Source organism: Corynebacterium efficiens YS-314 (assembly GCF_000011305.1).
Lineage (GTDB): Bacteria > Actinomycetota > Actinomycetes > Mycobacteriales > Mycobacteriaceae > Corynebacterium > Corynebacterium efficiens.
Window position 1 is genome coordinate 1,697,916 of record NC_004369.1, and the last position, 24,521, is coordinate 1,722,436.

Here is a 24,521-nt window from a genome sequence, read left to right on the forward strand (position 1 = left end):
GGCCCAGCAGGGCAAACATGCCGGACCAGGGGTTTCATCAGTCATGATGGTGCGCTAGCTACCAATTGCCACCACACCACGGCGGATGGCGTCAATACCCTGTCGGGCGGTGCGTGCCATCTCATCACTGTAGGAGGTCTTGGCCACCTGCTCCAGCAGATCAATGACCTGGCGGCACCAGCGCACAAAGTCACCCGGGGTGAGTTCCGCACCGTTTTCCGCAGCCGCAGCCATGCAGTACCCGAGGGGTGCGCCGGCGGCCCACTGGTGGATGGCCATGGCGAACCCGGCTTCCGGCTGGCGGGTGAGGGGCAGGCGGTGGCGGCGCTCGTCGTCGACAAGCTCGGACCAGATGCGTTCGGTGTGGTTCATGGCCTCGGCCATCGCCTCAGTGACCGCCTCCGGGGAGCCGCCGGTCTCGCGGCGGTTCTCAAAGGTGCACATGCTCACCACACCGGCCAGCTCCGCCGGGTCCAGCCCCTCCCAGATGCCCCGCTTGAGACACTGGGCAACGAGTAGATCCGATTCGTTGTGGATCTTGGCCAGACGCTCGCCCTCCTCGGTGATCACCGGGTTGTCCGGATCGGCGTAGTCGACATAGTCCATCTCACTGAGCAGGGAGAGGATGCGTTCGAAGGTACGGCCCAGGGTCTCCCGTGCCCGGTCCACCGTTCCGGTCAGTTTGTTCAGGTCCCGCTGTTTGCGCAGCATGCGCTCGGCGGTGCGCGCCAGCTGTTCACGATCCGGCCAGTGGTGGGCCTCATGATCACGGATGAGGGTGCGCAGTTCATTGATCCGGGCGTTGGGGCGCACCCGGGCGGTATCGCGCATCTTGTTGGGTCGTTTGAAGTTGCCGCGCCGGAACAGCTCAGCCACCTGGCGGGCGAACCGGCGTGGTGACTGGGCGGCACCGCGGGGCAGGCGCATGTGTCCGACCACAATGGGGGCGTTGTTGAAGGACTCTGCGTCGATACGCCCGGACCACCCGGACTCGGTGGTCACCCATGGGCGGGGATCACGGGCCTGGTTGGCCGGGGTCATCACCACCGCGAGCACCGGGCGTTTACGGCCCGGCATGGCGATGACCTCACCGACCTGCAGCTTGGACAACACGGTGGTCACCTCCGCGTGGCGCTGCTCCATACTGTCACGGCGGTGGGTCTTCTCCTCCTCATTGAGTTCACGGCGTAACTCCATGTACTCCAGGAAGGACTCTACCGCGGTCTTATCCGGCGACACCGCCGGGTTGGTGGCGGTGATCTCCCGGTCAAGCTGAGCACGCAGCTCCTCGACCTTGCGTTCCGCGCGTTCGATCTCCCGGACATCACCGACCACCGAGCCGTCGGCCTGGAACTGGGCGAAGGACTTCTCCAGCAGACGCAGCGACTGCTCATACCCGATGGTTTTCAACAGGTTCACCGACATGTTGTACCCGGGCTGGAAGGTGGAGATCAGCGGGTAGGTGCGCGTGGAGGCCAGCCCCGCCACGAAACGGGGATCCATCGCCGGTGACCACTGCACCACAGCGTTACCGAGGGTGTCGATACCCCGTCGTCCTGCACGTCCCGTCAGCTGGGTGTACTGGCCCGGGGTGAGGTCCACATGGCCCTCCCCGTCGAACTTGACCAGTTTTTCCAGCACCACGGTGCGCGCCGGCATGTTGATGCCCAGGGCCAGGGTCTCGGTGGCGAACACCGCCCGCACCAGCCCCTTGACGAACAACTCCTCCACGATGTGGCGGAACGCCGGCAGCATGCCCGCATGGTGGGCGGCGAACCCCCGCATCAGCGCCGAACGCCACTGTTTGAAGTTGAGGACCTGCAGATCCTCCTCTGGGATGCCCACCACACCGGCGTCGATGATGCGGGCGATCTCCTGGGCCTCGTCCTGATCGGTGAGGATGAGCTTGGAGCGTAGACACTGATACAGCGCCCCATCACACCCGGCGCGGGAGAAGATGAAGGTGATGGCGGGCAGCATGTTCATCCCCTGCAGGATCCGCAGCACCTCGGGTCGGCCGAGGGGGCGGTGGCGGTCCTGTTCGCGCACCTGGCCGGAACGGCGGGTATCCCGGTTCTGCCTGCCATCATCACGACCGCGATCGCGTCCCCCCTTGGCGCGGGTGCGGAAGCCCTCGCCGGAGCGGTACTCAGAGCGCCCCGGTTCGCTGGCCTGTGAGTTGAGGCGGTCGATGGTGGCCTCCAGCTGCTTGTTCAGGCGGCCGTCGGTACCGGGTTCGAACAGGGGCAGCACCTTGCGCTGGACCATCATGTACTGGTCCAGGGGTACGGGGCGGTGATCGGTGACGATCACCTGGGTGTCACCGCGCACCGTGGTCAGCCACTCGCCGAATTCCTCGGAGTTGGACACGGTGGCGGACAGGCCGATGATCTTGACCGACTCGTCGAGGTTGAGGATGACCTCCTCCCACACCGCACCACGGGAGGCGTCAGCCAGGAAGTGGATCTCATCCATGACCACGTGGCTGAGTCGCTCCAGGGCGAAGGACTGCCCGTAGATCATGTTGCGCAGCACCTCGGTGGTCATCACCACGATCTCGGCATCATGGTTGATGGAGACATCACCGGTGAGCAGTCCCACGGCATCGGCGCCGTGCTTGGCCACCAGGTCGTGGTATTTCTGGTTGCTCAGCGCCTTGATGGGGGTGGTGTAGAAACACTTGGTCCCCCGCGACAGGGCGAGGGAGACGGCGAATTCACCGACGATGGTCTTGCCGGCACCGGTGGGTGCACACACCAGCACGCCGTGGTCACCTTCCACTGCCCTACAGCCCTGGATCTGGAAATCATCCAGATCAAAGCCGAGGTCGGCGACGAATTCTGACAGGTGGGTACCCGGTTCGGGAGTAAAACTCATGCCCCCAGGCTACCTAACCGCCTCTCAGAGCACGTCGTCGAAGGCTGATCCGCCGTGGGTGAAGCGTGTCGACGTCCGGTTGTCACCCCGGTCGACATCAACCGGGGCCGGTGGTTCCACCGGCTGGGGTGCCCCCGTGCCGCCGGGTGCGTCATCTAGTGGGGAGGCCGAGAGATCATCGGCGTCCAGCCATTCGGGGCGCTGCCGGTCACGACGCTTGTCGTTGATTCGGCAGAACTGGATGGCGATCTCCACCAGCAATGTCAGGGACAGGGCGAGCACCAGCATGGAGAAGGGGTCCTGGCCGGGTGTCATGAAGGCCGCGAATACGAACAGGATCATGATGATCATGCGACGCTTGTCCTTGATGGCCTCATACTGCAGGATGCCGACCACATTGAGCATGATGATGATCAGGGGCACCTCGAAGCTGACACCGAAGATCAGCAGCAGGGAGAGCAGGAAGTTGAAGTAGCGTTCACCGGTCAGGGCCGCCATGCTGGCCTCATCACCGATGGTGAGCAGGAAATCCAGGCCGAAGGCGACGACGAAGTAGGCCAGGACCGCACCCGCGACGAACAGCAGGACCGCGATGGAGACAAAGATGAAGGTCCACCGCCGCTCGTTCTTCATCAGCCCCGGGGTGATGAAACCCCAGATCTGGGACAGCCACACCGGGGAGGCCAGTACGAGACCGACCAGGCCGGAGACCTTCAGTCGCAGCATGAAGGGGTCAAAGGGGCCGGTGGCCAGCAGGCGGCAGTCATCGGTCTCGGAGGCGGAGAAGGATGCGCGTGCCTCCGGTGGCAGCGAACAGTAGGGCTCGCGCAGGATCTGACCCAGGCTGGGGGTTCCCCAGAGGGAGGTCTGGTACCAGATGAAGGCGAGGATGGTGCCGACGAGAATGCCGGCCAGGGAGATCAGCAGACGCCGACGGAACTCCTGGATGTGCTCCACCACCGACATGTCTCCCGTGGCGGAGGTTTTCCTCCCACGCCGCAGCAGCTTCTTCCGGGGCCTGTCAACCCCGGCCCTCTGTGAATCAGACACTTTCTGCCACCCTCATCCGAAACGGTGGTCCACACCGGCGTGGGTGTGGACCGTGTGATCAACCGACAACGCACCGCAACTTGGTATGACTGTTCGTTACGGTGCGCATGACAAACATGGTGTTACGGGGTGCGGTTGGGATCCTCGTAGTTCTGGCGGTAATCCGGCTGCTGCGGCTGGTTCTGGTAGTGCTGCTGGAAGTTGGGCTGCTGCAGGTTCTGGGGAGCCTCGATCTGCTGTGGGTGCTGGTAACCCTGCGGCTGCTGTTCCGGCTGTGCCGGGGTCTCATCATCCTTCTGCATCTCCTTGACCTCGGATTTGAAGATGCGCATGGAGCGACCGATGGAACGGGCCGCATCCGGAAGCTTCTTCGCACCGAACAAAACGATGATCAGCAGGACGATGATGGCGATTTCCCAAGGTCCGAGACTCATTGGTGTGTTACTCCAAATTCACGTTGTACAAGCAATCCTGACACCACATTGCCGGTGAGAGCTAGAGGCCGCCGGTGACACTTGTGGATAGATCTACCCGGAGGTAGACGAGCTGTTTCTTACTTTAGTTGATGATCGTATGCAGACAAACCTACGGATATCTTCGCTTCGATGGATTCAACCAGAGTTGTCGGTCCGGTTACCTGCATCCGGTCTGCCTGACTGATACTAAACCTGATGAACCAGTCCCGCGAGTAGAGCGGTCGCGATGCCGGCACCCAGGTGATGCCGTCCGCATCGGTGACGTACTCCGATTCATCGGATAAGTCCATGGACATGTAGTCGGCCAGCCAGGTGGCATCCTCCCGCAGGAGGAAGAAGACCCGGTCGGTGTCCGCACCGGCATCGAAAGGATCATCGGCGGAAAAACGCAGGCGGGCCAGATGCGGCTGGGCAGTCTCGGCGGTGATGATGATGTCCCGGATCCGGTCGATACGGAAGGTCCGGTGCTCCCCGGAGTCCTCCTCCCAGGCACGCACATACGCCTCGCCCTCATGGGTGAAGATCCGCGCCGGGCTGACCTGACGGATCCTCGTGGTGTCGGAGCTGTGGGAGTGGTAGGTGAAACACACCTGCCTGTTCTGCTGCATGGCATCACGGAGGACCGCCAGGGTGGCATTGTCCCCGCCATCCTCATCATCAGCGACGGAATCGTAGACCGCGGTGGTGTAGTCCCCCATGATCCGACGCAGTTTCTCCGCAGCAGAGACCACCGCGGCCTGATCAGTGAGCCCCGGGAGGTTCTCCAGGGATTCCAGGGTGAGCAGCAGGACACCGGCCTCCGTGGGTGTCAAGCGTAAGGGCTTGTCCATCCCCTGGGCGTTATGGATCTTCACCGAGGTGTAGCTGTGTTCGAGTTCCACCAGGTCACCGGGCAGGAGACCCGGCAGGCCACACATCCACAGCCGGTTGAGGTCCTCCATGATCTCCGCGGGCTGCAGGCCGAGGTCACGGGCGGCCTCCATGACGGTGCGCTCAGGGTGGTGCTGGAAATACGGCAGCAGGTTCAGCTGCCGGGTCAGTTCATCGATTCTGCGTGCGGGACGCGCCATGGTGCTAGCTGCTCCTCTCGTGCGCGGTGGTCAGCAGGGCGACGACCTCGTCGATGACATCCTGTGGTTGCGTGACGACGGCCTCCGGGGCGTGGGCGGCGGCGGTGCGCACCAGCCAGGTACGGTCGACATCCTTGAGCAGCCACCGGTTGTCACCGAGTGGGGTGCCCTCCGAGGTCAGGGCCACCGCACGACCCTGCTCGACGATGAGGTGGGCGTCGACAAGCTCACTGCCGCGACGCAGCTGGGCGCGCACCACCTCCTGGAGGTTGGCGGCAGGCGGCGCCGGGTTCTCGACCTGATCATCAAGCACCCTGACCTGACTTGTGCGTGTGACACGGAAACAGCGGACCTGGTCGCGATCGAGGTCGTGGCCGACCAGGTAGATGCGGTCGCGTTCAGGCACCAGGCCCCAGGGGTCCATGGTGCGGAGTTCCGGGGCCTCGGTGCGGTTGCGGGTGTAGGCGAAACTGATGCGGCGCCCAAGCCGGCGGGCGTGCAGGATGGCATCGAAATCAACGGCGGACAATGTCCGCAGATCACCGGCGGTGGACACTGCCATGCCGGCGGCCCCCAGATCCCGGTTGGCGCCGCTGGCGGCGATCTTCGTCCACCCGGAGCGGGCGAAAGCACCGAGTTCGAGCTCCTGCCCCATCTCCCCGGCCAGGCCCAGGACGGCGGCCTCCTCGGCGGTGAAGTCGATGTCCTGCAGTTCGTAGCCGTCAGGATCAAGGCTGTAGGCCTGTTTACCCTCATCGGGCCCGGAGGTGATTGTGTGGTCGTCGATGGGCACCCCGATCTTGCGGAGGGTTGCCAGGTCCCGTCGCAAAGCCTTCCGGAACGCATCCCCGGACAGGTGCCGATAACCCTCCAGGTTGGTGTGGATCCACGACTGGGTCAGATATTTCCGGTCATAGGACTCCGCACTGAGGAAGGCGAAGGTGAGGTTGATCTGACGTTCAAGGTCGTCTCTCCTGTTGGCCATTCAACCTCCTGGGCTGATCTTAAGTGCGGTAGGTCTCCGCGTGGGCTTCCATATAGGCGATGAGGGCGTCAACCTCCGCATCCACCGGGGAGAAGGGATCAGATAACTCCACCAGCTGCGGATCCGGTCGGTTGACCTTGTGACGCATCCAGTCGACCGTCACGGGTGCTCCCAGCTTATCGGCAGCTTTTAATATCCGCCCGCGGAGATGCGCGCGTGTCGTCTCCGGTGCATGGTCCACGGCGTGGTTGATGGCCTCATCAGTGGTCCAGCGGGTGATCATCCCCCGGTTCTGCAGGACACTGAACAGGCCACGTCCGGGACGGATGTCATGGTAGGTCAGGTCGATCTGGGCCAGGCGGGGATCATCGAGCCCGAGGTTGCCGCGGGTCTGGTAGCGGTCCAGCAGCTTCTTCTTGATCACCCAGTCGATCTCCTGATCCACCTGGGAGAAATCCTGGGTCTCAATGGCGCTAAGCATCCGTCCCCACAGGTCAAGCACCCGTGCCATCTCCTCATTGGAGGTGCCACGGGACTCCACACGGTGATCCAGCCAGCGTCGGGCGTGGTCAAAGACGACCTGCTGGATCTCCAGCGCGGAGCGGGTGGTTCCATCCTTGAGCTTCAGGGGGATCCGGCCGGTCTGATCACGGGCTATCTCCCGGATGGATTCGATGTCATTGGACAGTTCCATGTCCGGCAGGCCGAAATCGGCCTCGATCATCTCCAGGACCAGCAGCGTGGAACCGACCTTGAGGGCGATGGTGGGCTCGGCCATATTGGCATCGCCGACAATGACATGCAGGCGGCGGTACCGGTGGGAATCGGCATGGGGTTCATCGCGGGTGTTGATGATGGGACGCGACCGGGTGGTGGCACTGGAGACACCCTCCCACACGTGATCCGCGCGCTGGGAGATGCAGTACCCCAGGGGAAAACCCTCCCCCTTGGACATCGGGTTCGGGTGCTGGATCATCCCGGCGCCGCTGATGAGCTGGCGGGTGATGAGAAACGGCATGAGACGCCGCCCCAGTGCCTTGAGGGACACCTCACGGCGCACCAGGTAATTCTCGTGGCAGCCGTAGGAGTTGCCGATGGAGTCCACATTATTCTTGAACAGGTAGACCTGACCCCCGATGCCCTCTCTGGCCAGGGCGGCCTCAGCCTCAACGGCCATGCGGTTGACGATCACATCCCCGGCCTTCTCGGCGTTGATGAGCTGGGTGAGGCTGTCGCATTCAGCCGTGGCGTACTCCGGGTGGGAACCGACATCGAGATACAGCCGTGAGGCATTGGGGATGAAGATATTCGAGCTGGAGTATTTGTCCACCACGGGGCGGAAGAGATACTTGGCGATCTCATCGGGGCGCAGCCTGCGCACCTCCCCATCCATGCAGGTGATGCCGTATTCGGTTTCCACCCCCATGATCCGGCGCGTCAAGGCGCCGGTCTCGGGGTGCTGACCGGTGTGCGTGACCTCAGCGCTCAAGGGAACTACTCGCCGCCCTTTTGAACATAGGAGCGCACGAACTCCTCGGCGTTGTTCTCCAGGAGGCCGTCGATCTCATCGAGGAGATCATCCACACCCTCGGTGTTGACCTGAACCTGCCCGGCCGACTGGACCTGATCGTCGTGGTCGTCCTCACGTCCGCCACCGGCGGGGATCTGCGTCTGCCTGTCACTCACAAAATCACACTCCTGATCTGGGTTGTTCCCGGTTGGAACATGCTTATTAGGTTCACTTTAGTTGCTGTGCTGGAGGAGGCGACGTTAGGTACCTCACTTCGCGGGTCACAGTTCCCGCAGTTCGGTCAGGTTCCGGGAGCGGAGGGCCTCCAGCACCTCATCCGCATTGGTGGCGGTGTCGAGGATGGTGCCCACCTCCGCGCCGGTGAGCCCACCCAGCTCGGTGGTGAGGACCCGGACCTCGCTGCCTGCCGCGGTGGTGATGATCAGCGATTCCCAGTTCGCCGCGGTGATCGACTCCGGGAAGCGTTCGATCATCCGGCCCCGGAAGAAGGCACGGGAATCCTCCGGTGGTGTGGCCGCTGCCCGGGCGATCTCCTCGGCGGGGACCAGCTGGTGCATGCGGCCCTTGCGCACCAGGGCGTGGTGGAGGCTGCGCGCCGGGTCGATGTCGGCATACTGCAGGTCCACGAGCTTGATCTTGGCATCATCGATGGCCAGGCCCCGGCCTAGGAAGGACTGAATCAGTGCCCATTTGGCGGTCCAGTCCAACAGGTGGGAGGTCTTGAGCGGATCCTCGGCGAGCAGGTCCATGACCTCCTCCCACAGCGCCAACACCCGGGTGTCCACCTCGGAGAGACGATCACCCAGGGCGGTGACCACCCGGTCGCGGTAGGCCCCGAGGATCTCGAGGGCGGTGAGGCGGCGGGCGTCGACAAGCTCGAGTTGGTGGGTGAGGGTGAGGTCGTGGGAGATCGCCGAGACCTCGCGCACGGGTTGCTTCAGCTTCAGGTCGGTGAAGTCGCAGCCGGCCTCGATGGCGTCGAGCACCAGGGAGGTCATGCCGAATTTCAGCAGATTGGCGGTCTGGGACATGTTGGCATCACCGATGATGACATGCAGGCGACCCCAGTCCTCGGCGTTGGTGTGCGGCTCATCGCGGGTGTTGATGATGCCGCGGTTGAGGGTGGTCTCCAGGGAGATCTCCTGCTCGATGTAATCGGCGCGCTGGCTGATCTGGAACCCGGCGCGCTCGCCCTGCTGGCCGAGCCCGACGCGACCTGCGCCGATGATGACCTGGCGGGTGACGAAGAACGGGATGAGCGCCTGGGCGATGACATCGAAGTCGATGTCCCGGCGGTAACGGTAGTTCTCGTGTGCGCCGTAGCTGGCCCCCTTGCCGTCGACGTTGTTCTTGTAGATCTTCAACGGCGGGCAGGGATCATGCCCATCGAGCACCGACTTACCCTGGCTGGAAAATGCGGCGGTGTCCGCGACGGCCTGCATGAGGATGTGGTCGCCGGCGGCGTCATAGACCATCGCATCCCAGGCATTGGTGACCTCAGGTGAGGAGTACTCCGGGTGGGCATGATCGACATAGAAGCGTGCACCGTTGGTGATGAACACGTTGGCCACCCCGATGGCATGCGGATCCACCACGGGTGCCTGGTGGTAGCGGCGCAGATCGAACCCGCGACTGTCGCGCAGGGGGGATTCCTCCGAGAAGTCCCACCGCACGCGGTGCTCGCCGAATCCGCGCGCGCTGGCGTAGGACACCACCGCGTGGGTCGAGGTGACGATCGGGCTCACATGGGTATGCCCGGGGGTTGCGATGCCGTATTCGGTCTCTGAACCGATGAACCGTTCCATGGGTGACAGCTTAACGGGGCGGGCGGGGGCGTGTGATCAGGGCTTGGCGCTCACAGGCCAACAGATGAGAGTGATGTCTGGGTTAACGGGGCTGAAAACCGCGCAGTTGTTGTGGTGGGAGCAGATCCCGCCCACACCAGGTCACCCACACAGGCTCATGCAGGCCCCCGCGCGTACAGGCCAACAACTAAGAGCGATGTCTGGGTTAACACCCCCCAAAACCCCACAGCTGTTGTCCTGGGAGCGGATCCTGCCCCAGGGGCAGCCCCAGCCCCCTAGACCACCTCGACCTCAGCGACCCGCTTGCCCTGGCGTCCGATGATCCGGGTCCATTCATCGGGGTTGGAGGTGTTGGGCAGGTCCTCGCTCTGCTGGTTCTCCTGGTCGATGGCGTGGATGAGGTGCTCGGCGCTCAGGCCGGTGGTGCGGCCGTCGATGTGGTCCTTGATGGCGCTCTTCTTGGCCCGGTCGACGATGTTGGCGATCATCGCGCCGGAGACGAAGTCGTGGTAGTTGAGGGTTTCCACGGTGCCGTCGATGAGCGTGAGGCGCACGTAGGGCCGTGGGGTGAACAGGTGGTCCACGGCGGTGTCGATGAGCTCGTCCACGGGGGCGGCCAGCGGGATGGCGTCGGTGATGTAGCGGGCGAAGATGTCGCGGGCACCACTGCGGTTGGGGCGCTGGACACGGATCTTGATGTCGAGGCGTCCCGGGCGCAGGATGGCCGGGTCTATGAGTTCCTCACGGTTGGTCGCGCCGATGACGATGACATTGGACAGGTCCTCCACGCCGTCGAGTTCAGCGAGCAGCTGCGGGACCACGGTGGTTTCCATATCCGAGCTGATGCCGGAGCCACGGGTGCGGAAGATGGATTCCATCTCGTCGAAGAAGATGATCACGGGGCGGCCGTCACCGGCGAGCTCGCGGGCGCGTTCGAAGATGACACGGATCTGGCGTTCGGTCTCACCGACGTACTTGTTGAGCAGCTCCGGGCCCTTGACGTTGATGAAGTAGGAGGTACCGGCATCACCGATGCGCTGGGACAGGGAGTTGGCCACCGCTTTGGCGATGAGCGTCTTGCCGCATCCGGGAGGTCCGTACAGCAGCACGCCCTTGGGTGGGTGCAGCTTATAGGAGCGGTACATCTCCGGGTGCAGGAAGGGCAGTTCGACGGCGTCCTGGATCAGCTCGATCTGATCGTCCAGGCCACCGATATCGACGTAGGAGACATCGGGGGCCTCCTCCAGGGCGAGTTTGGAGATCTCGGTCTTGGGGATGTTCTCGAACGCGTACCCGGCGCGGCGGTCCACCAGGAGGGTGTCGCCGGGGCGGGGCAGTTTGCGGGTGCGGTCCATCAGGGGGCCTGCGAGTTTGACCACGCGTTCCTCACCGGAGCGGTCCGAGATCAGGGCACGGTCGCGGCCGATCATCTCCATGAGGGTGGCCAGATCACCGGTCTGCTCGAAGTCGCAGGCCTCGAGGATCTGGTTGCCCTCGCCGAGGCGTACCTGGACCCCGGGCATGAGGTCACCGGCGCACAGCATGGGTGACATGGCTACCCGCATGCGTCGTCCACCGGCGAAGATCTCGGCGTTGGTTCCGTCCTTGGACATCTCCAGGAAGGTGCCGTACAGCGAGGGTGGCTGTGCCATGTCCTCGAGCTGCTGGTACATCATGGACAGCTTGTCGCGGGAGGATTTGAGCATCTCCGCCAGTTTGGTGTTGCGGGCGCTCAAATCCTGGTTGGTGCGCTGGAGGGAGCGCACGTTGTCGGCGAGTCTGGTCATCTCCTCCCGGTTGAAATCGGAGAAGGAGTTGTGTGCAGCGGGGTCTGTCGATGAGGCCATGTCCCCCACTGTAGTCCCCGGGTTTCGGGGACTTCGGCGTTTACCGGTGCTTATCGACGCGCGCGTCGCTGGGGGCGCGGTGGGGTGACGCCGTCGGCCAGGCGTCGGGCCATGACCAGGAAGGCGGTGTGGGCGTTCATACGGTGTTCCGGGCGGGTGGCCAGTCCCTCGACCTTCCAGTCGCGGATGAGGGATTCCCAGGCGCGGGGTTCGGTGAAGCACTGCAGTTCACGCAGGCCCTCCATGACCTTCATCAGCTGGGGCACGGTGGCCACGTAGGTCATGAACACACCACCCGGGATGAGGAGGTTCTTGGACACCTCGAGGCATTCCCAGGGCTCCAGCATGTCCAGGACGATGCGGTCGACGGGGCCGCCGAGGTCCTCGACGGTGGCGTCCTTGAGATCACCCAGTCGGGGGTCCCAGGTGGCGGGGCGCTGCCCGAAGTACTCCTCGACGTTGTTGACGGCGAATTCGAGGTGATCCTCGCGGATCTCATAGGAGATCAACTTGCCCTCATGCCCGATGGCGCGCAGCAGGGCCATGGACAGAGCACCGGAACCTGCTCCGGCCTCCAGAACGCGGGCGCCGGGGAAGATATCACCCTCCACCAGGATCTGGGCAGAGTCCTTGGGGTAGATCACCGCGGCACCGCGCGGCATGGACAGCACGTGGTCGACCATGAGGTGGCGGAAGCACAGGAAGTCCGAGCCCATGGTGGACTGGACGACGGTGCCCTCGTCAGCACCGATGATCTCGTCGTGGGGGATCTGCCCGCGGTGAGTGTGGTAGCTGCTTCCCGGTTCCAGGATGATGGTGAAGTGACGACGCTTGGCGTCGGTCAGCTGAACACGGTCGCCTGCTTGGAACGGACCGGAGTAGGGCATGCGGGCCCTCACTTTCTTGAAAAACGTGCGTGGAACAACAGGGGTGAATCGGCGTTAATGTACCAGATAGGCCTCCAGTGCCTGTTCAAACCATCCCAGATCCTTCACCCCGGCCATCTCCCGGGCCGAGTGCATCGACAGCAGAGGGATGCCGACATCCACCGATGGGATGCCCAGGCGGGTGGCGCTGATGGGGCCGATGGTGGAACCACAGGGCACGTTGTTGCGGCTGGCGAACACCTGGTGTGGGACCCCTGCGGCCTGGCAGGCTCGTATCCACATACCCGAAGTCACGGCGTCGGAGGTGTAGCGCTGGTTGGCGTTGACCTTGAGCACCGGTCCGCCGCCGATGACGGGGTGGTTGACAGGGTCGTGTTTGCCGGCGTGGTTCGGGTGGATGGAATGCGCGGCATCCGCAGACACCATGGTGGACCGGGTGAACATGCGGCGACGCTGATCCTCATCGGCGCCCAGGGCGTGGGCGGTGCGGTGCAGGACATCCTCCAGCAGTGGACCACCCGCCCCGGTGGTGGAGTTGGAACCGACCTCCTCATGGTCGAAGGCAGCGAGGATGAGGATGTCATCGCCGGTGTCCTCTGACTGCGCCGCGGCGATGAGTGCGGTCATCGACGGCTGCACCGAGGACAGATTGTCCAGGCGGCCCGCGGCGATGAAGTCCCCATGCGCCCCGAAGATCTCCGGGGCCTGCGTGTCCACGGTGATCAGATCATGGGCGATGATGTCCTTCGGATCCACCCCGGCGGACTCGGCGAGCACATCCGCCACCGACAGCTCCGGGTCCCCCACCGCGAGCACCGGCTGGAGGTGCTCCTGCGGGTCGAGGGTGAGATTGGAGTTGACGGTGCGGTCGAGGTGGATGGCCACATGCGGGATCCGCATGATGGGGCCGGTGTTGAGGAGTTTGATGGACCCGTCGCAAAGCGCGACCCGGCCGGCCAGGGACAGCTCCCGGTCGAGCCAGGAGGCGTAGATGGGGCCGCCGTAGACCTCGACCGCGGCCTGCTGCCAGCCGTGGGAATGCAGATCAGCGCGCGGCTTGAGCTTGAAGCCGGGTGAGTCGGTGTGGGATCCGATGATGCGGAAACCGGAGTCCGGGGAGGCGTTCTCCGGAACCCACCAGGCCACCACCGCACCACCGCGCACCAGGACATGCCCGCCCGGGGTGGCATCCCAGGCCTCGGTTTCGTCCTGAGGGACAAACCCCTCATGGATCAGGCGGCGCGCCACCGTCTCGGCGGCGTGGTAGGAACTGGGGCTCAGCGCCAGGAAACTCAGAAAATCATCAGTGACATGCATGGATCCAGGCTAACCAATCAGGTCGCATCACCGCAGGATGATGCTGGTGTCCACATGAACCACTAAGGTGTCAGTCATCATGACCAGCACTGACAACGTTGTAGACACCACCGCACCCGCTCCTGACCGCAAGCCCCGCCCCCTGGCGCTGTCCCCCTCGCGCGCCGGGGACTACCAGCAGTGCCCGCTGCTCTACCGCCTGCGGGCCATCGACCGGCTGCCGGAACCCAAGACCGTCGCCCAGGTCAAGGGCACCCTCGTGCACGCGGTGCTGGAGGAGATGCACAGACTCCCCCGCGACCAGCGCGACTACCCGGCGATGGTCAAACGCCTCAAGCCGCACTGGGCACAGATGTGTGCCGAGGACCCGGACCTGAATGAACTGGTCCCGGGGGATCAGCTCTATGACTTCCTGGTGGAGTGCCGGACCCTGCTGCGTGGCTATTTCGAGATGGAGAACCCACAGGGTTTCGATGCCTCCGATGTGGAGATGTATGTGGACACCGTGCTGCCCAACGGTGTGCCCGTACGTGGTTTCATCGACCGGGTGGATACCGCCCCCACCGGTGAGATCCGGGTGGTCGATTACAAGACCGGCAAGAAACCCAAACCGCAGTGGAGCCAGCAGGCACAGTTCCAGATGCTGTTCTACGCCTTGGTGTACTGGCGTCTGTTCGATCAGATCCCGGCGCAGCTGCGACTGATGTACCTCAAGGTCAATGACTCGATGTTTCTGACCCCCTCACGCGAGCAGCTCGAGTATTTCGAACGTGATCTCGGCGATCTGTGGGCGAGGATCGAGATGGACGGCAGGGCGGGGAAGTTCCGCACCAAGACCTCCAAGCTGTGTGGCTGGTGCCCCCACCAGTCCCTGTGCCCGGAATTCGGTGGCACACCCCCGGAATACCCGGGGTGGCCGGGCAGTACGGCAGATACGCCCTAGGCCGCGCCGGGTGGTCATTCCAAAGGATGATCTTCGGGCGCGGGCAGCGGTGACATGGGGCGATGCAGGCGGATGCCGGGCAGTCCAGGTTGCACAGCTTTATTTAGACAATATTATAATAGTTAGCTGTTTAACTTAGTTTGTCCTATCAGTTACCCGGTGTTCCCGGCACCGCCCATTTTGTCCCGAAAGGAGTGTTGACGATCTCACACCCAACCCGGATGCCGCAACACCCTGGTGAGGTTCTCCAGGAACGGTTCCTCACACCCCGTGGAATCAGCCATTATGACCTGGCCAAGAGTCTGCACGTCACCGAGGCCACGATCTCCAACCTGGTCAACCGTCGCAGCACCCTCACCATGGGTCTGGCGATGCGCCTGTCGCGGGCCTTCCCGCTCAGCGCCCAGGAGTGGATCGCCCTCCAGCGCGCCTTCGATCAGGCCAAGCGCCAGCCGGCCTAGAGCTCCCCACCGTCACCGTGTCCCCCGCTGGGGACACGGTTTTTTTCTGCCCGGTTACCGGCGCGCCCACAACCGGATGGCCAGGTAGTAGCAGCCCGCCACCACCACACCGCCGGACAGGATGAGATAGAGGGTGCCATAACCCACCCAGCCGAGGACCACGCCGAGCAGGATCGGCCCGAGACCGAATCCGAGGTCGACGAACAGGAACAGGGTGGACAGCGCGGTACCCAGCTGATGCGGGGCCACAGCCCGCACCGACATCGCCTGGGCGGCCGGCATGAGGGTGCCGTACCCCAGCCCGGTGCACACACCCGCCAGGATCACCAGCCAGTCCGTCTCAGCCACGGCGAGGATGACCAGTGCCACGGCCATCCAGATCAGACCGAAGACCACCACCGGGGTCGGCCCGTGCCGGTCCTGGATCCTGCCCAGGAAGGGGCGGGTGAGCAGCATCGCCGCCGCGTAGGCGATGAAGAAGAAGGCCGCACCGGTGATCAGTCCCCGCTCCTCGGCATAGGGATTGATATAGGTGAGCACACCGGCATAACACAGGGCGATGATCAGCATGAACATTGCAATCGGGAACACCGCCGGGTGCGCCACGGTTTTCAGGCTCCACCTGATGGAGGTGTTGCCACCGTCACCTGCGGGGTCCCTGAGGAAGAGTGCCACCAGGAGGGACACCACCGAGGTGGCGAGGGCAACCCAGAAGAGCACGTCGTAGTTGTAGGCGTCGACAAGCAGCAGTGCCAGCGCCGGCCCGACGGCGGCGGCGAGCGTGGTGGTCAGGGCGAGGTACCCGGTGCCCTCCGCGCGCCGCACCGCCGGGATGACCGACTGGACCAGCGCCATGACCGAGGTGCTGGCCAGGCTGAAGGCCAGGCCGTGCAGCATCCTCACCGCGATGAGGAACACCAGCGAATCAGCCACCAGGTACAACGAGGAGGCGAGGACGGCCAGGACCGCGGAGATGAGCAGGATCCGGCGGCGTCCGAAACGGTCCACCACGTACCCGGCGAACAGTCGCGCGATGGTGGCACCGACTACGAAGGAACTGGAGGCGAAGCCACCGGCGAGGTCCGAGGCCGCGAACTCCCTGACGGCATAGAGGGCCATGACCGTGATCAGGTAGTAGAAGACCAGGAAGAACAGGAAGTTGACCAACCAGCCCAGGGCGAAGGTGGGGGTGAAGAGCCTGGGTTGGGTGGCCGTTTTCCGGCTCGTGACCTCAGTCGTGGGTGCTGACAAGGACGATCTCCTGTTCGCGTGCTGTTGTTCTCGTGCTGTTCCGGGCGGCATCATGCCTGGTGATTAGGGTATTGTATCATGCAATTGTATGATACAAATTGCATGGCGGTCAGCAGCCCTGCACACCCACGGAAGGATCATTCTTGGCGGAGTTCAGCCCGTATTCGAAGCTCTCCTACGAACACATGCTCTCATCGCGCTACGCCCTGTACAACGCCGCACCGCATGGGCGGGACTGGAGTCTCGACCGCAGCGCCACCCTCCTGCTCTCCCGCCTCGACGTGGAGGGGCCGATGAGCGTGAGCGAGCTTGCCGACGCCCTGGACCTGGACATCTCCACCATCCACCGCCAGGTGGCCGCGGCCATGAAGGCCGGTCTCATCGAACGGATCCCCGACCCCGACGGCGGTCAGGCACGCAAACACCGACCCACCCCGGAGGGGCTGGCACGGCTGCGCGAGGAATTCGACAACCGTGACCAGCTGTCCCGGCAGATCACCGAATCCTGGGACCCGGCGGAGCTGGAGACCTTCCTGACGCTGCTGATCAGATTCAACCAGGACCTGGAAAGCCTCCGGGGCTCCACGTGGCCCCGCCCCTACCCCACCGGCCGGGACGAGAGCCACTGACCTACTGATCCAGGTACAGCTTGCCCCGGAAGATCGGGTGCATCAGGTTCTCCTTGGACAACACGGTATCCAGGGTCGCCGCATCCATGAGGTTCTTCTCCAGGATCAGCTCCCGGACGGACCGGCCCGTCTCCGCGGCCTCCTTACCGATGGCATCACCGATGTCATGGCCCAAAAACGGGTTGAGGTAGGTGATGATGCCGATGGAGTTCTCCACATAGGACCGGCAGACATCCGCATTCGCGGTGATGCCCACCACGCACTTCTCCCGCAGGGTCTTGCTCGCATTGCCCAGGATACGGATCGACTGGAACAGCGACTCCCCGATGACCGGTTCCATCACATTGAGCTGCAGCTGACCGGCCTCGGCGGCCATGGCCACGGTGAGGTCATTGCCGAAGACCTTGAAGCAGACCTGGTTGACCACCTCGGGGATGACCGGGTTGACCTTCGCCGGCATGATGGAGGATCCGGCCTGACGCGGCGGGAGGTTGATCTCGTTGAGTCCGGCGCGCGGGCCGGAGGACAGCAGGCGCAGATCGTTGCAGATCTTGGACAGTTTCATGGCTGCACGCTTGACCGCGGAATGCGCCAGGACGTAGGCACCGGTGTCCGAGGTGGCCTCGATGAGATCACGGGCGGATTTGATCTCCAGGCCGGTGACCTCGGAGAGGGAGGCGACCACCTGGTGCCGGTATCCGGCCGGGGTGTTCACGCCGGTACCGATGGCGGTGGCACCGAGGTTGACCTCGAGGAGACGGTCCATGGAGGCGCGCAGCACGGACTGTTCCTCGGCCAGGTTCGCGGCGAAGGCCTGGAACTCCTCACCCAGGCTCATCGGCACCGCATCCTGGAGCTGGGTGCGGCCCATCTTGATGATGTCGATGAACTCATTGCCCTTCTCCCGGAAGGCGACCTGGAGCTGTTCGATCTCCGCGATGAGGTTGGTCATCGCAGCATAGATGCCGAGTCGGAAACCCGTGGGATAGGCATCATTGGTGGACTGGGACATGTTCACGTCATCCATGGGGTGCAGGATGTCGTAGCGTCCCTTCTCGTACCCCATGTACTCCAGCGCCAGGTTGGCCACCACCTCATTGGTGTTCATGTTGGTGCTGGTGCCCGCCCCGCCCTGGAACACGTCGATCGGGAACTGGTCCATGCAGCGGCCCTCGACGAGGATCTGATCACAGGCCCAGATGATCGCCTTGGCCTTGTCGGCGGGCAGGGTGTGCAGGCGGCGGTTGGCCAGGGCGGCGGCCTTCTTCACCTGCACCATGCCGCGGATGAACTCCGGGACGTGGTTGATGGTGGTGCGTGAGATCTGGAAGTTCTCCACGGCACGCAGGGTGTGGACACCGTAGTAGGCATCGGCCGGGATCTCCATCTCCCCCAGCAGGTCGGATTCCACACGGAAATTCCTCTTGATCTTCCTGCGGTTTTCCGCGGCCTTCGCCGCCGCGGTCTTCTCACCGGTGGAGGTGGTCTCCGTGGTGGTCACCAGGGCCTCCCCGTCCACCGCGGAATCCTCCGGGTTTCCGGTCTGGTCCGTCTGGTCCACCTGCTCCGCCTGCTCGCTGGACGTGTCCTCGGACACCTTCTTATCCTCGTTCGACATAGTGCGCCTCTCACGGGTGAAATTGATACACGAAACTGCCTAGTGGCAATCATACGTACCCTTAATCCCGGGGGGCGGACCAACTCAGGGGCCGCCACCAGGGAGGGTGAATTCCCAGGTGACGGCCCCTGTGAGCAGGACGTGTCAGAGATGTATCAGAGACGCATCAGATACGCGCGATGCGGATCTCGGAGGCGAGGATGGCCTCGGCCCCGATGCTGGCCAGCTTGTCCATGGTGGCGTTCGCGGACTTCAGCGGAACCATGGCGCGCACGGCGACCCAGTTCTCACGGGCCAGCGGGGACACGGTGGGGCCGGAGATGCCCGGGGTGACGGCGCTGGCCTCGTCGAGCCGGTCGCGGTCGACGTTGTAGTCGAGCATGAGGTAGTTCTGCGCGTGCAGGATGCCCTGGATGCGGCTGAGCAGCACCCGCTGCGCGGGGGTGATCTCCTCGTCACGGCGACCGACGATGACGGCCTCGGAGGTGCACAGGGACTCACCGAAGGGCTCCAGGCCCTGCTGGCGCAGGGTACGGCCGGTGGAGACAACATCGGCGATGGCGTCGGCGACACCGAGCTTGATGGAGATCTCCACGGCACCGTCGAGACGGATCACCTCGGCGGTGATACCGCGGGCGGCCAGGTCATCGCGGACCAGGTTCGGGTAGGAGGTGGCGATGCGCTTGCCCTCCAGCTTCTCGATGCTCCAACCCTGCCCCGCCGGTGCGGCGTAACGGAAGGTCGAGGAACCGAAACCGAGGGAGAGCACCTCATGGACATCGGCGCGGGAATCCGCGGCGAGATCCCTACCGGTGATACCCAGGTCCAGCTGCCCGCCGGCGACATAGATGGCGATGTCCTTGGGACGCAGGTAGAAGAACTCAACATCATTGGCGGAGTCGAGGACATTGAGGGACTTGGAGTCCCCACGCCCGGCGTAACCGGCCTCGTTGAGGATCTCCATGGCACGCTCGGACAGGGAGCCCTTGTTGGGCACAGCGATTTTCAGCATGGGTGGTGTCTTCTCCTACAGGTTCTTGTAGACATCTTCGGGCTTGATGCCCCGAGCAACCATCATGACCTGGGTCCAGTACATCAACTGGGAGATCTCCTCGGCCAGTTCCTCATCGGACTGGTATTCCGCCGCGATCCAGACCTCGCCGGCCTCCTCGATGACCTTCTTGCCGATATGATGGACACCTTTATCCAAGGCGGCTACGGTTCCGGAACCCTCAGGGCGGTTCTGGGCGCGGTCAAGAAGTTCTTCGTACAGCGAGTCAAATGTCTTCACGCAGTACATCATTACATACCGATCGTGCGGTTGTTGTGTTGGGGCGGGTTCCGGGCACCCTAGTTTCGTACGCCCACCGGTTCGATACCGGCGTACCAGGATCCCACCAGCTCGGCGGTGACCCCCTCGAAGTTATTGCGTCCGTGCAGGTCACGGAGGGCGACCACACCGGCCGGCGGGGTGAGGGTCTCCGGGTGCAGGCCGATGACCCGGCACCCGGCCTCCACCGCGGCGGTCATGCCGTTGTAGGAATCCTCGAAAACGAGACACTCGGATGGGGGTAATCCCACCCTGTGGGCGGCCTCGAGGTACATGTCGGGGGCCGGTTTGGGATTGTCCACCTCATCACCGGTGATGGAATCCACGAAGTACCCCGCACCGACGGCCTCGATGCAGCCCTGCGCCAGGGAACGTTCCGTATTGGTGGTTACCAGCATGGGCACGCCCAGCCCCCTGAGCTGCGCAAGCAGGGGGATCACGCCGGGATTCGGGACGAGTGCCTCGTCGAAAAGCTCGGCGACACGGCCGAGCATGAAGCGACGGTACCGCTCGTAGTCCTCCCCGGTGACCTCGATGCCGGCGTGCGCAGCGCAGATGCGGATGGTGCGCGGCATGCTGCCGCCGATGGTCGACTCACGGATCTCCGGGGTGATCCGCCGACCCATGAGCTCACTGAGCTCATAGGTGGCCACCCCCCACTGCGGCTCCGTGTCCACCATCGTGCCGTCCATGTCCCAGAAGATTGCCTTGATCATGCAAACAACCCTAATGGGAATGGACCAAACCGCAATACCAGGGGTTTAGACGTTGAAGTACTTCGCCTCCGGGTGGTAGAGCACGAAGGCATCCGTGGACTGCTCCGGGTGCAGCTGCAGCTCCTCGGACAGCTCCACACCGATGCGCTCCGGCTGCAGCAGCTCCACCATCTTGATGCGGTCCTCCAGGTCCGGGCAGGACCCATAACCGAAGGAGAAACGCGCACCGCGGTAGTCCAGGTCGAAGAATTTCTTCTTGTCCTCGGCGTCATCATCCGCGGCGGTACCGCCAGTGGTCAGCTGCAGCTCGGAACGGATACGCGCATGCCAGTACTCGGCGATGGCCTCGGTGAGCTGAACACCCAGGCCGTGGACCTCGAGGTAGTCGCGGTACTCATTGGCGGCGAACAGCTTGTTGGCGAACTGCGCGATCGGATCACCCATGGTCACCAGCTGGAAGGGGAACACATCCACCTGTCCCTCGGCGATGGCCTGCTCCCGGGGGCGGATGAAATCCGCGATGCACAGGAAACGGCCACGCTGCTGGCGGGGGAAGGAAAAACGCATCCGCTCCGGGGCGTCCGGTTCCGGGGATTCGAGGATGACCACGTCATCACCCTCTGACACGGCCGGGAAGTAACCGTAGACAATCGCGGTGTGGTCGAGGATGCCCTCCGCCTTGAGGCGGTCGATCCAGTACCGGAACCGCGGGCGTCCCTCGGTTTCCACCAGCTCCTCATAGGAGGGGCCCTCGCCACCACGGGTGGCCTTCAGTCCCCACTGACCCATGAACAGTGCGCGCTCATCCAGGGTGGGCAGGTACTCCGCCAGGGCCAGACCCTTGACGATCCGGGTGCCCCAGAACGGAGGCGTGGCGACGGGGGTGTCGGTGGCCACGTCGGAACGCTCCGGCACCTCCACCGGCTCGGCCTTGGCCTTGCGCTCCGCGGCGATCCGCTTCGAGCGCTCATTGCGCGCGCGACGTTCCTCCTTCTTCCGGGCGGCCTCGATGGCCTCCGGGGAATCGGGATCCGCGCCCTCTCCCCTCTGCTCCGCCATGAGCTCATCCATGAGGCTGAGCCCCTCGAAGGCATCGCGGGCGTAGTAGACATCGCCCTGGTAGACCTCGGCCAGGTCGTTTTCCACATAGGTGCGGGTCAGGGCGGCACCACCGAGCATCACCGGGTAGTGAGACGCCTTGGCGGCGTTCATCTCCTCCAGGTTGTCCTTCATCACCACGGTGGACTTCACCAGCAGACCGGACATGCCGATGGCATCCGCGTTGTGCTTCTCCGCGGCCTCCAACATCGCCGAGATGGGCTGTTTGATGCCGAGGTTGACCACGTCATATCCGTTGTTGGACATGATGATGTCCACCAGGTTCTTGCCGATGTCGTGGACATCGCCCTTGACGGTGGCCAGCACGATGCGGCCCTTGCTCTCCGCCCGGGCCTCACCGGTGGCCTCGGCCTCGTCCTCCATGAATGGTTCGAGGTAGGCCACGGCCGTTTTCATGGTTTCCGCGGACTGGAGCACGAACGGCAGCTGCATCTGACCGGAGCCGAAGAGCTCACCGACGGTCTTCATGCCGTTGAGCAGGTCCTCATTGATGATCTCGATCGGCTTCTTCTCCTTCATGCCGGCCTCGAGATCCTCCTCCAGACCGTTCTTGTCGCCGTCGATGATGCGCTGGGCGAGCCGCTCGAACAGCGGCATGGCCGCCAGTGCCTCCGCGCGGGCGTCCTTGGCATCGGCTGCGGAGACACCCTCGAACAGCTGCATGAACTCCTGGAGCGGGTCATAGCCCTCGGCGCGACGGTCATAGACCATGTCGAGTGCGACCTCGCGCTGGCGTTCGTCGATGCGGTTCATCGGCAGGATCTTGGAGCTGTGGGCGATGGCGGAATCCAGGCCGACCTGGATGCACTCGTGCAGGAAGACGGAATTGAGTACCTGGCGGGCCGCCGGGTTGAGTCCGAAGGAGATGTTGGACAGGCCCAGGGTGGTGTGCACCTCCGGGTGGCGCTTCTTCAGCTCCCGGATGGCCTCGATGGTCTCGATGCCGTCGCGACGGGTCTCCTCCTGGCCGGTGGAGATCGGGAAGGTGAGGCAGTCGACGATGATGTCGGACTCCTTCAGCCCGTAGGTGCCGGTGATGTCCTCGATGAGGCGCTCGGCGATGCGGATCTTGTGCTCGGCGGTACGTGCCTGCCCCTCCTCGTCGATGGTGAGGGCGACCACGGCGGCGCCGTGCTGCTGGACCATCGCCATGATGCGACGGTAGCGGGATTCCGGACCGTCACCGTCCTCGAAGTTGACGGAGTTGACGATGCTGCGCCCACCCAGGTGCTCCAGGCCAACTCGGATGACCTCCGGTTCGGTGGAGTCCAGCATGATCGGCAGGGTGGAGCTGGTGGCCAGCAGGGAGGCCAGGGTGGCCATGTCCTCACGGCCGTCGCGGCCCACGTAGTCGACACAGAGGTCGAGCATGTGGGCGCCGTCGCGGGTCTGCTGCTTGGCGATGTCGACGCACTTCTCCCAGTCGCCGGCGAGCATGGCCTCGCGGAAGGCGCGGGAGCCGTTGGCGTTGGTACGCTCACCGATCATGGTGATGCCGGTGCCCTGGCTCAGCGGGACGGAGGTGTAGAGCGAGGCCACGGCGTCCTCGACCTCGATCTCACGCTCGGCGCGCTCGACGGGTCCGACCGGCACGGATTCCAGTGCGGAGGTCTCCCCCTCCGGCACACCGACCACCGCATCACGCACGGCACGGATGTGTTCGGGGGTGGTGCCACAGCAGCCACCGACCATGGACAGTCCGTAGTCGGTGACGAAACCGCGCAGGGCCTCGGCGAGCTCCTCGGCGGTCAGGGGGTATTCGGCACCGTTCTTGCCCAGCACCGGCAGGCCGGCGTTCGGCATGACGGAGACCGGGATGGAGGCGTGCTTGGACAGGTAGCGCAGGTGCTCGCTCATCTCGGCCGGGCCGGTGGCACAGTTCAGGCCGATCATGTCGATGCCCAGTGGCTCCAGGGCGGTCAGTGCGGCACCGATCTCGGAACCCATGAGCATGGTGCCGGTGGTTTCCACGGTGACGTGGCAGATGATCGGCAGGGTGACACCGAGTTCGGTCATGGCGTCCTGGACACCGTGGACGGCGGCCTTGACCTGCAGGAGGTCCTGTGCGGTCTCGATGAGGAAGGCATCACCGCCACCCTCGATGATGCCGAGGGCGGCTTCCTTGTAGTGGCCGCGCAGGTCACCGTAGGGGGCGTGTCCGAGGGAGGGCAGCTTGGTGCCCGGTCCGAGGGAACCCACGACGAAGCGGCGCATGCCGTTCCTGCCCGGACCCATCTCATCGGCGACCTCACGTGCCACGGCCGTGCCCTTGTAGGCCAGCTCGCGGCAGCGGTCGGCGATGTCATAGTCGGCCAGGTTCGGCAGGTTACAACCGAAGGTGTTCGTCTCCACCAGATCGGCACCGGCCTCGAAGTAGGCGCGGTGGATCTGACGCAGGACGTCGGGTCGGGTGTGGTTGAGGATCTCATTACAGCCTTCAAGGCCGAGGAAGTCATCTTCCACGTCGAGGTCGAAGGCCTGCAACTGGGTACCCATGGCGCCATCGCCGATGAGTACGTGGCTGCGCAGAGCGTCAAGGAATGCGGAGGAGGTAGCTGTATCAGACATTAGGTAGACAGCTTAGTACGGCTGCCGGGTTTACCGAATTT

General features: G+C 64.0%; 20 protein-coding genes. 3 read left to right on the top strand and 17 right to left on the bottom strand.

Annotated elements, in window-relative coordinates:
- Positions 1-54: 54 nt before the first annotated feature.
- The 11 genes from CE_RS08060 to CE_RS08110 form a co-directional block, all read right to left on the bottom strand.
- Positions 55-2,877, bottom strand: a complete 2,823-nt coding sequence (locus tag CE_RS08060; protein WP_006767618.1) for a DEAD/DEAH box helicase — start codon at positions 2,875-2,877, stop codon at positions 55-57.
- A 24-nt stretch (positions 2,878-2,901) separates the two neighbouring features.
- Positions 2,902-3,843, bottom strand: coding sequence for a twin-arginine translocase subunit TatC (gene tatC / locus CE_RS08065; protein ID WP_006767619.1), 942 nt, complete (start codon positions 3,841-3,843; stop codon positions 2,902-2,904).
- Positions 3,844-4,049: 206 nt separating this feature from the next.
- Positions 4,050-4,361: a Sec-independent protein translocase subunit TatA gene (tatA, locus tag CE_RS08070; protein WP_006767620.1), complete on the bottom strand. Its 312-nt coding sequence runs from the start codon at positions 4,359-4,361 to the stop codon at positions 4,050-4,052.
- Between the two features lie 119 nt (positions 4,362-4,480).
- Positions 4,481-5,473: a WYL domain-containing protein gene (locus CE_RS08075; RefSeq protein ID WP_006767621.1), complete on the bottom strand. Its 993-nt coding sequence runs from the start codon at positions 5,471-5,473 to the stop codon at positions 4,481-4,483.
- Positions 5,474-5,477: 4 nt separating this feature from the next.
- Complete coding sequence (locus CE_RS08080) at positions 5,478-6,458, bottom strand: helix-turn-helix transcriptional regulator (protein ID WP_006767622.1); 981 nt, start codon at positions 6,456-6,458, stop codon at positions 5,478-5,480.
- Positions 6,459-6,477: 19 nt separating this feature from the next.
- Complete coding sequence (gene pafA / locus CE_RS08085; protein WP_006767623.1) at positions 6,478-7,947, bottom strand: Pup--protein ligase; 1,470 nt, start codon at positions 7,945-7,947, stop codon at positions 6,478-6,480.
- Between the two features lie 5 nt (positions 7,948-7,952).
- Positions 7,953-8,144, bottom strand: coding sequence for a ubiquitin-like protein Pup (locus CE_RS08090; RefSeq protein ID WP_006767624.1), 192 nt, complete (start codon positions 8,142-8,144; stop codon positions 7,953-7,955).
- A gap of 105 nt (positions 8,145-8,249) precedes the next feature.
- Complete coding sequence (gene dop, locus CE_RS08095) at positions 8,250-9,794, bottom strand: depupylase/deamidase Dop (RefSeq protein WP_006767625.1); 1,545 nt, start codon at positions 9,792-9,794, stop codon at positions 8,250-8,252.
- 275 nt (positions 9,795-10,069) lie between these two features.
- Positions 10,070-11,641 carry a proteasome ATPase gene (gene arc / locus CE_RS08100; RefSeq protein WP_006767626.1) on the bottom strand — a complete coding sequence of 524 codons (1,572 nt, stop codon included), beginning with the start codon at positions 11,639-11,641 and terminating at the stop codon, positions 10,070-10,072.
- Between the two features lie 50 nt (positions 11,642-11,691).
- Positions 11,692-12,528: a tRNA (adenine-N1)-methyltransferase gene (locus tag CE_RS08105; protein ID WP_006767627.1), complete on the bottom strand. Its 837-nt coding sequence runs from the start codon at positions 12,526-12,528 to the stop codon at positions 11,692-11,694.
- A 54-nt stretch (positions 12,529-12,582) separates the two neighbouring features.
- Positions 12,583-13,845: a M18 family aminopeptidase gene (locus tag CE_RS08110; protein WP_006767628.1), complete on the bottom strand. Its 1,263-nt coding sequence runs from the start codon at positions 13,843-13,845 to the stop codon at positions 12,583-12,585.
- Positions 13,846-13,924: 79 nt separating this feature from the next.
- On the opposite strand from CE_RS08110, the gene CE_RS08115 reads away from it, so the two are divergent.
- Both CE_RS08115 and CE_RS08120 read left to right on the top strand, forming a co-directional pair.
- Positions 13,925-14,788 carry a RecB family exonuclease gene (locus CE_RS08115; RefSeq protein WP_006767629.1) on the top strand — a complete coding sequence of 288 codons (864 nt, stop codon included), beginning with the start codon at positions 13,925-13,927 and terminating at the stop codon, positions 14,786-14,788.
- A 221-nt stretch (positions 14,789-15,009) separates the two neighbouring features.
- The gene (locus tag CE_RS08120) at positions 15,010-15,249 is read left to right on the top strand and encodes a HigA family addiction module antitoxin (protein WP_006767630.1); all 240 of its coding nucleotides are present in this window, start codon (positions 15,010-15,012) and stop codon (positions 15,247-15,249) included.
- Between the two features lie 54 nt (positions 15,250-15,303).
- On the opposite strand, the gene CE_RS08125 is transcribed toward CE_RS08120, so the two are convergent.
- Positions 15,304-16,554 (bottom strand): MFS transporter, encoded by a 1,251-nt coding sequence (locus tag CE_RS08125; RefSeq protein WP_006767631.1) that lies wholly within the window; start codon positions 16,552-16,554, stop codon positions 15,304-15,306.
- 89 nt (positions 16,555-16,643) lie between these two features.
- On the opposite strand from CE_RS08125, the gene CE_RS08130 reads away from it, so the two are divergent.
- A complete protein-coding gene (locus tag CE_RS08130; protein WP_006767632.1) occupies positions 16,644-17,129 on the top strand; it encodes a MarR family winged helix-turn-helix transcriptional regulator in 486 nt (161 codons plus the stop codon).
- Position 17,130: 1 nt separating this feature from the next.
- Here the strand turns inward: CE_RS08130 and aspA are convergent, their stop codons facing one another.
- From aspA to metH, 5 genes are all read right to left on the bottom strand, one after another.
- Positions 17,131-18,747 carry an aspartate ammonia-lyase gene (gene aspA / locus CE_RS08135; RefSeq protein ID WP_006767633.1) on the bottom strand — a complete coding sequence of 539 codons (1,617 nt, stop codon included), beginning with the start codon at positions 18,745-18,747 and terminating at the stop codon, positions 17,131-17,133.
- 166 nt (positions 18,748-18,913) lie between these two features.
- Positions 18,914-19,759, bottom strand: a complete 846-nt coding sequence (hisG, locus tag CE_RS08140; RefSeq protein WP_006767634.1) for an ATP phosphoribosyltransferase — start codon at positions 19,757-19,759, stop codon at positions 18,914-18,916.
- A gap of 15 nt (positions 19,760-19,774) precedes the next feature.
- Complete coding sequence (locus tag CE_RS08145) at positions 19,775-20,050, bottom strand: phosphoribosyl-ATP diphosphatase (RefSeq protein WP_006767635.1); 276 nt, start codon at positions 20,048-20,050, stop codon at positions 19,775-19,777.
- A gap of 47 nt (positions 20,051-20,097) precedes the next feature.
- On the bottom strand, positions 20,098-20,793 hold the full coding sequence (locus tag CE_RS08150; protein WP_006767636.1) for an HAD family hydrolase: 696 nt from the start codon (positions 20,791-20,793) through the stop codon (positions 20,098-20,100).
- A 45-nt stretch (positions 20,794-20,838) separates the two neighbouring features.
- Positions 20,839-24,480, bottom strand: coding sequence for a methionine synthase (gene metH / locus CE_RS08155; protein WP_006767637.1), 3,642 nt, complete (start codon positions 24,478-24,480; stop codon positions 20,839-20,841).
- Positions 24,481-24,521: the final 41 nt, after the last annotated feature.

Coding starts and splice junctions, on each gene's coding strand:
- CE_RS08060 (WP_006767618.1), bottom strand. CDS start 2,877: ATGAGTTTTACTCCCGAACCGGGTACCCACCTGTCAGAATTCGTCGCC.
- tatC (WP_006767619.1), bottom strand. CDS start 3,843: ATGTCGGTGGTGGAGCACATCCAGGAGTTCCGTCGGCGTCTGCTGATC.
- tatA (WP_006767620.1), bottom strand. CDS start 4,361: ATGAGTCTCGGACCTTGGGAAATCGCCATCATCGTCCTGCTGATCATC.
- CE_RS08075 (WP_006767621.1), bottom strand. CDS start 5,473: ATGGCGCGTCCCGCACGCAGAATCGATGAACTGACCCGGCAGCTGAAC.
- CE_RS08080 (WP_006767622.1), bottom strand. CDS start 6,458: ATGGCCAACAGGAGAGACGACCTTGAACGTCAGATCAACCTCACCTTC.
- dop (WP_006767625.1), bottom strand. CDS start 9,794: ATGGAACGGTTCATCGGTTCAGAGACCGAATACGGCATCGCAACCCCC.
- arc (WP_006767626.1), bottom strand. CDS start 11,641: ATGGCCTCATCGACAGACCCCGCTGCACACAACTCCTTCTCCGATTTC.
- CE_RS08105 (WP_006767627.1), bottom strand. CDS start 12,528: ATGCCCTACTCCGGTCCGTTCCAAGCAGGCGACCGTGTTCAGCTGACC.
- CE_RS08110 (WP_006767628.1), bottom strand. CDS start 13,845: ATGCATGTCACTGATGATTTTCTGAGTTTCCTGGCGCTGAGCCCCAGT.
- CE_RS08115 (WP_006767629.1), top strand. CDS start 13,925: ATGACCAGCACTGACAACGTTGTAGACACCACCGCACCCGCTCCTGAC.
- CE_RS08120 (WP_006767630.1), top strand. CDS start 15,010: ATGCCGCAACACCCTGGTGAGGTTCTCCAGGAACGGTTCCTCACACCC.
- CE_RS08125 (WP_006767631.1), bottom strand. CDS start 16,554: ATGATGCCGCCCGGAACAGCACGAGAACAACAGCACGCGAACAGGAGA.
- aspA (WP_006767633.1), bottom strand. CDS start 18,747: ATGTCGAACGAGGATAAGAAGGTGTCCGAGGACACGTCCAGCGAGCAG.
- hisG (WP_006767634.1), bottom strand. CDS start 19,759: ATGCTGAAAATCGCTGTGCCCAACAAGGGCTCCCTGTCCGAGCGTGCC.
- CE_RS08145 (WP_006767635.1), bottom strand. CDS start 20,050: ATGATGTACTGCGTGAAGACATTTGACTCGCTGTACGAAGAACTTCTT.
- CE_RS08150 (WP_006767636.1), bottom strand. CDS start 20,793: ATGATCAAGGCAATCTTCTGGGACATGGACGGCACGATGGTGGACACG.
- metH (WP_006767637.1), bottom strand. CDS start 24,480: ATGTCTGATACAGCTACCTCCTCCGCATTCCTTGACGCTCTGCGCAGC.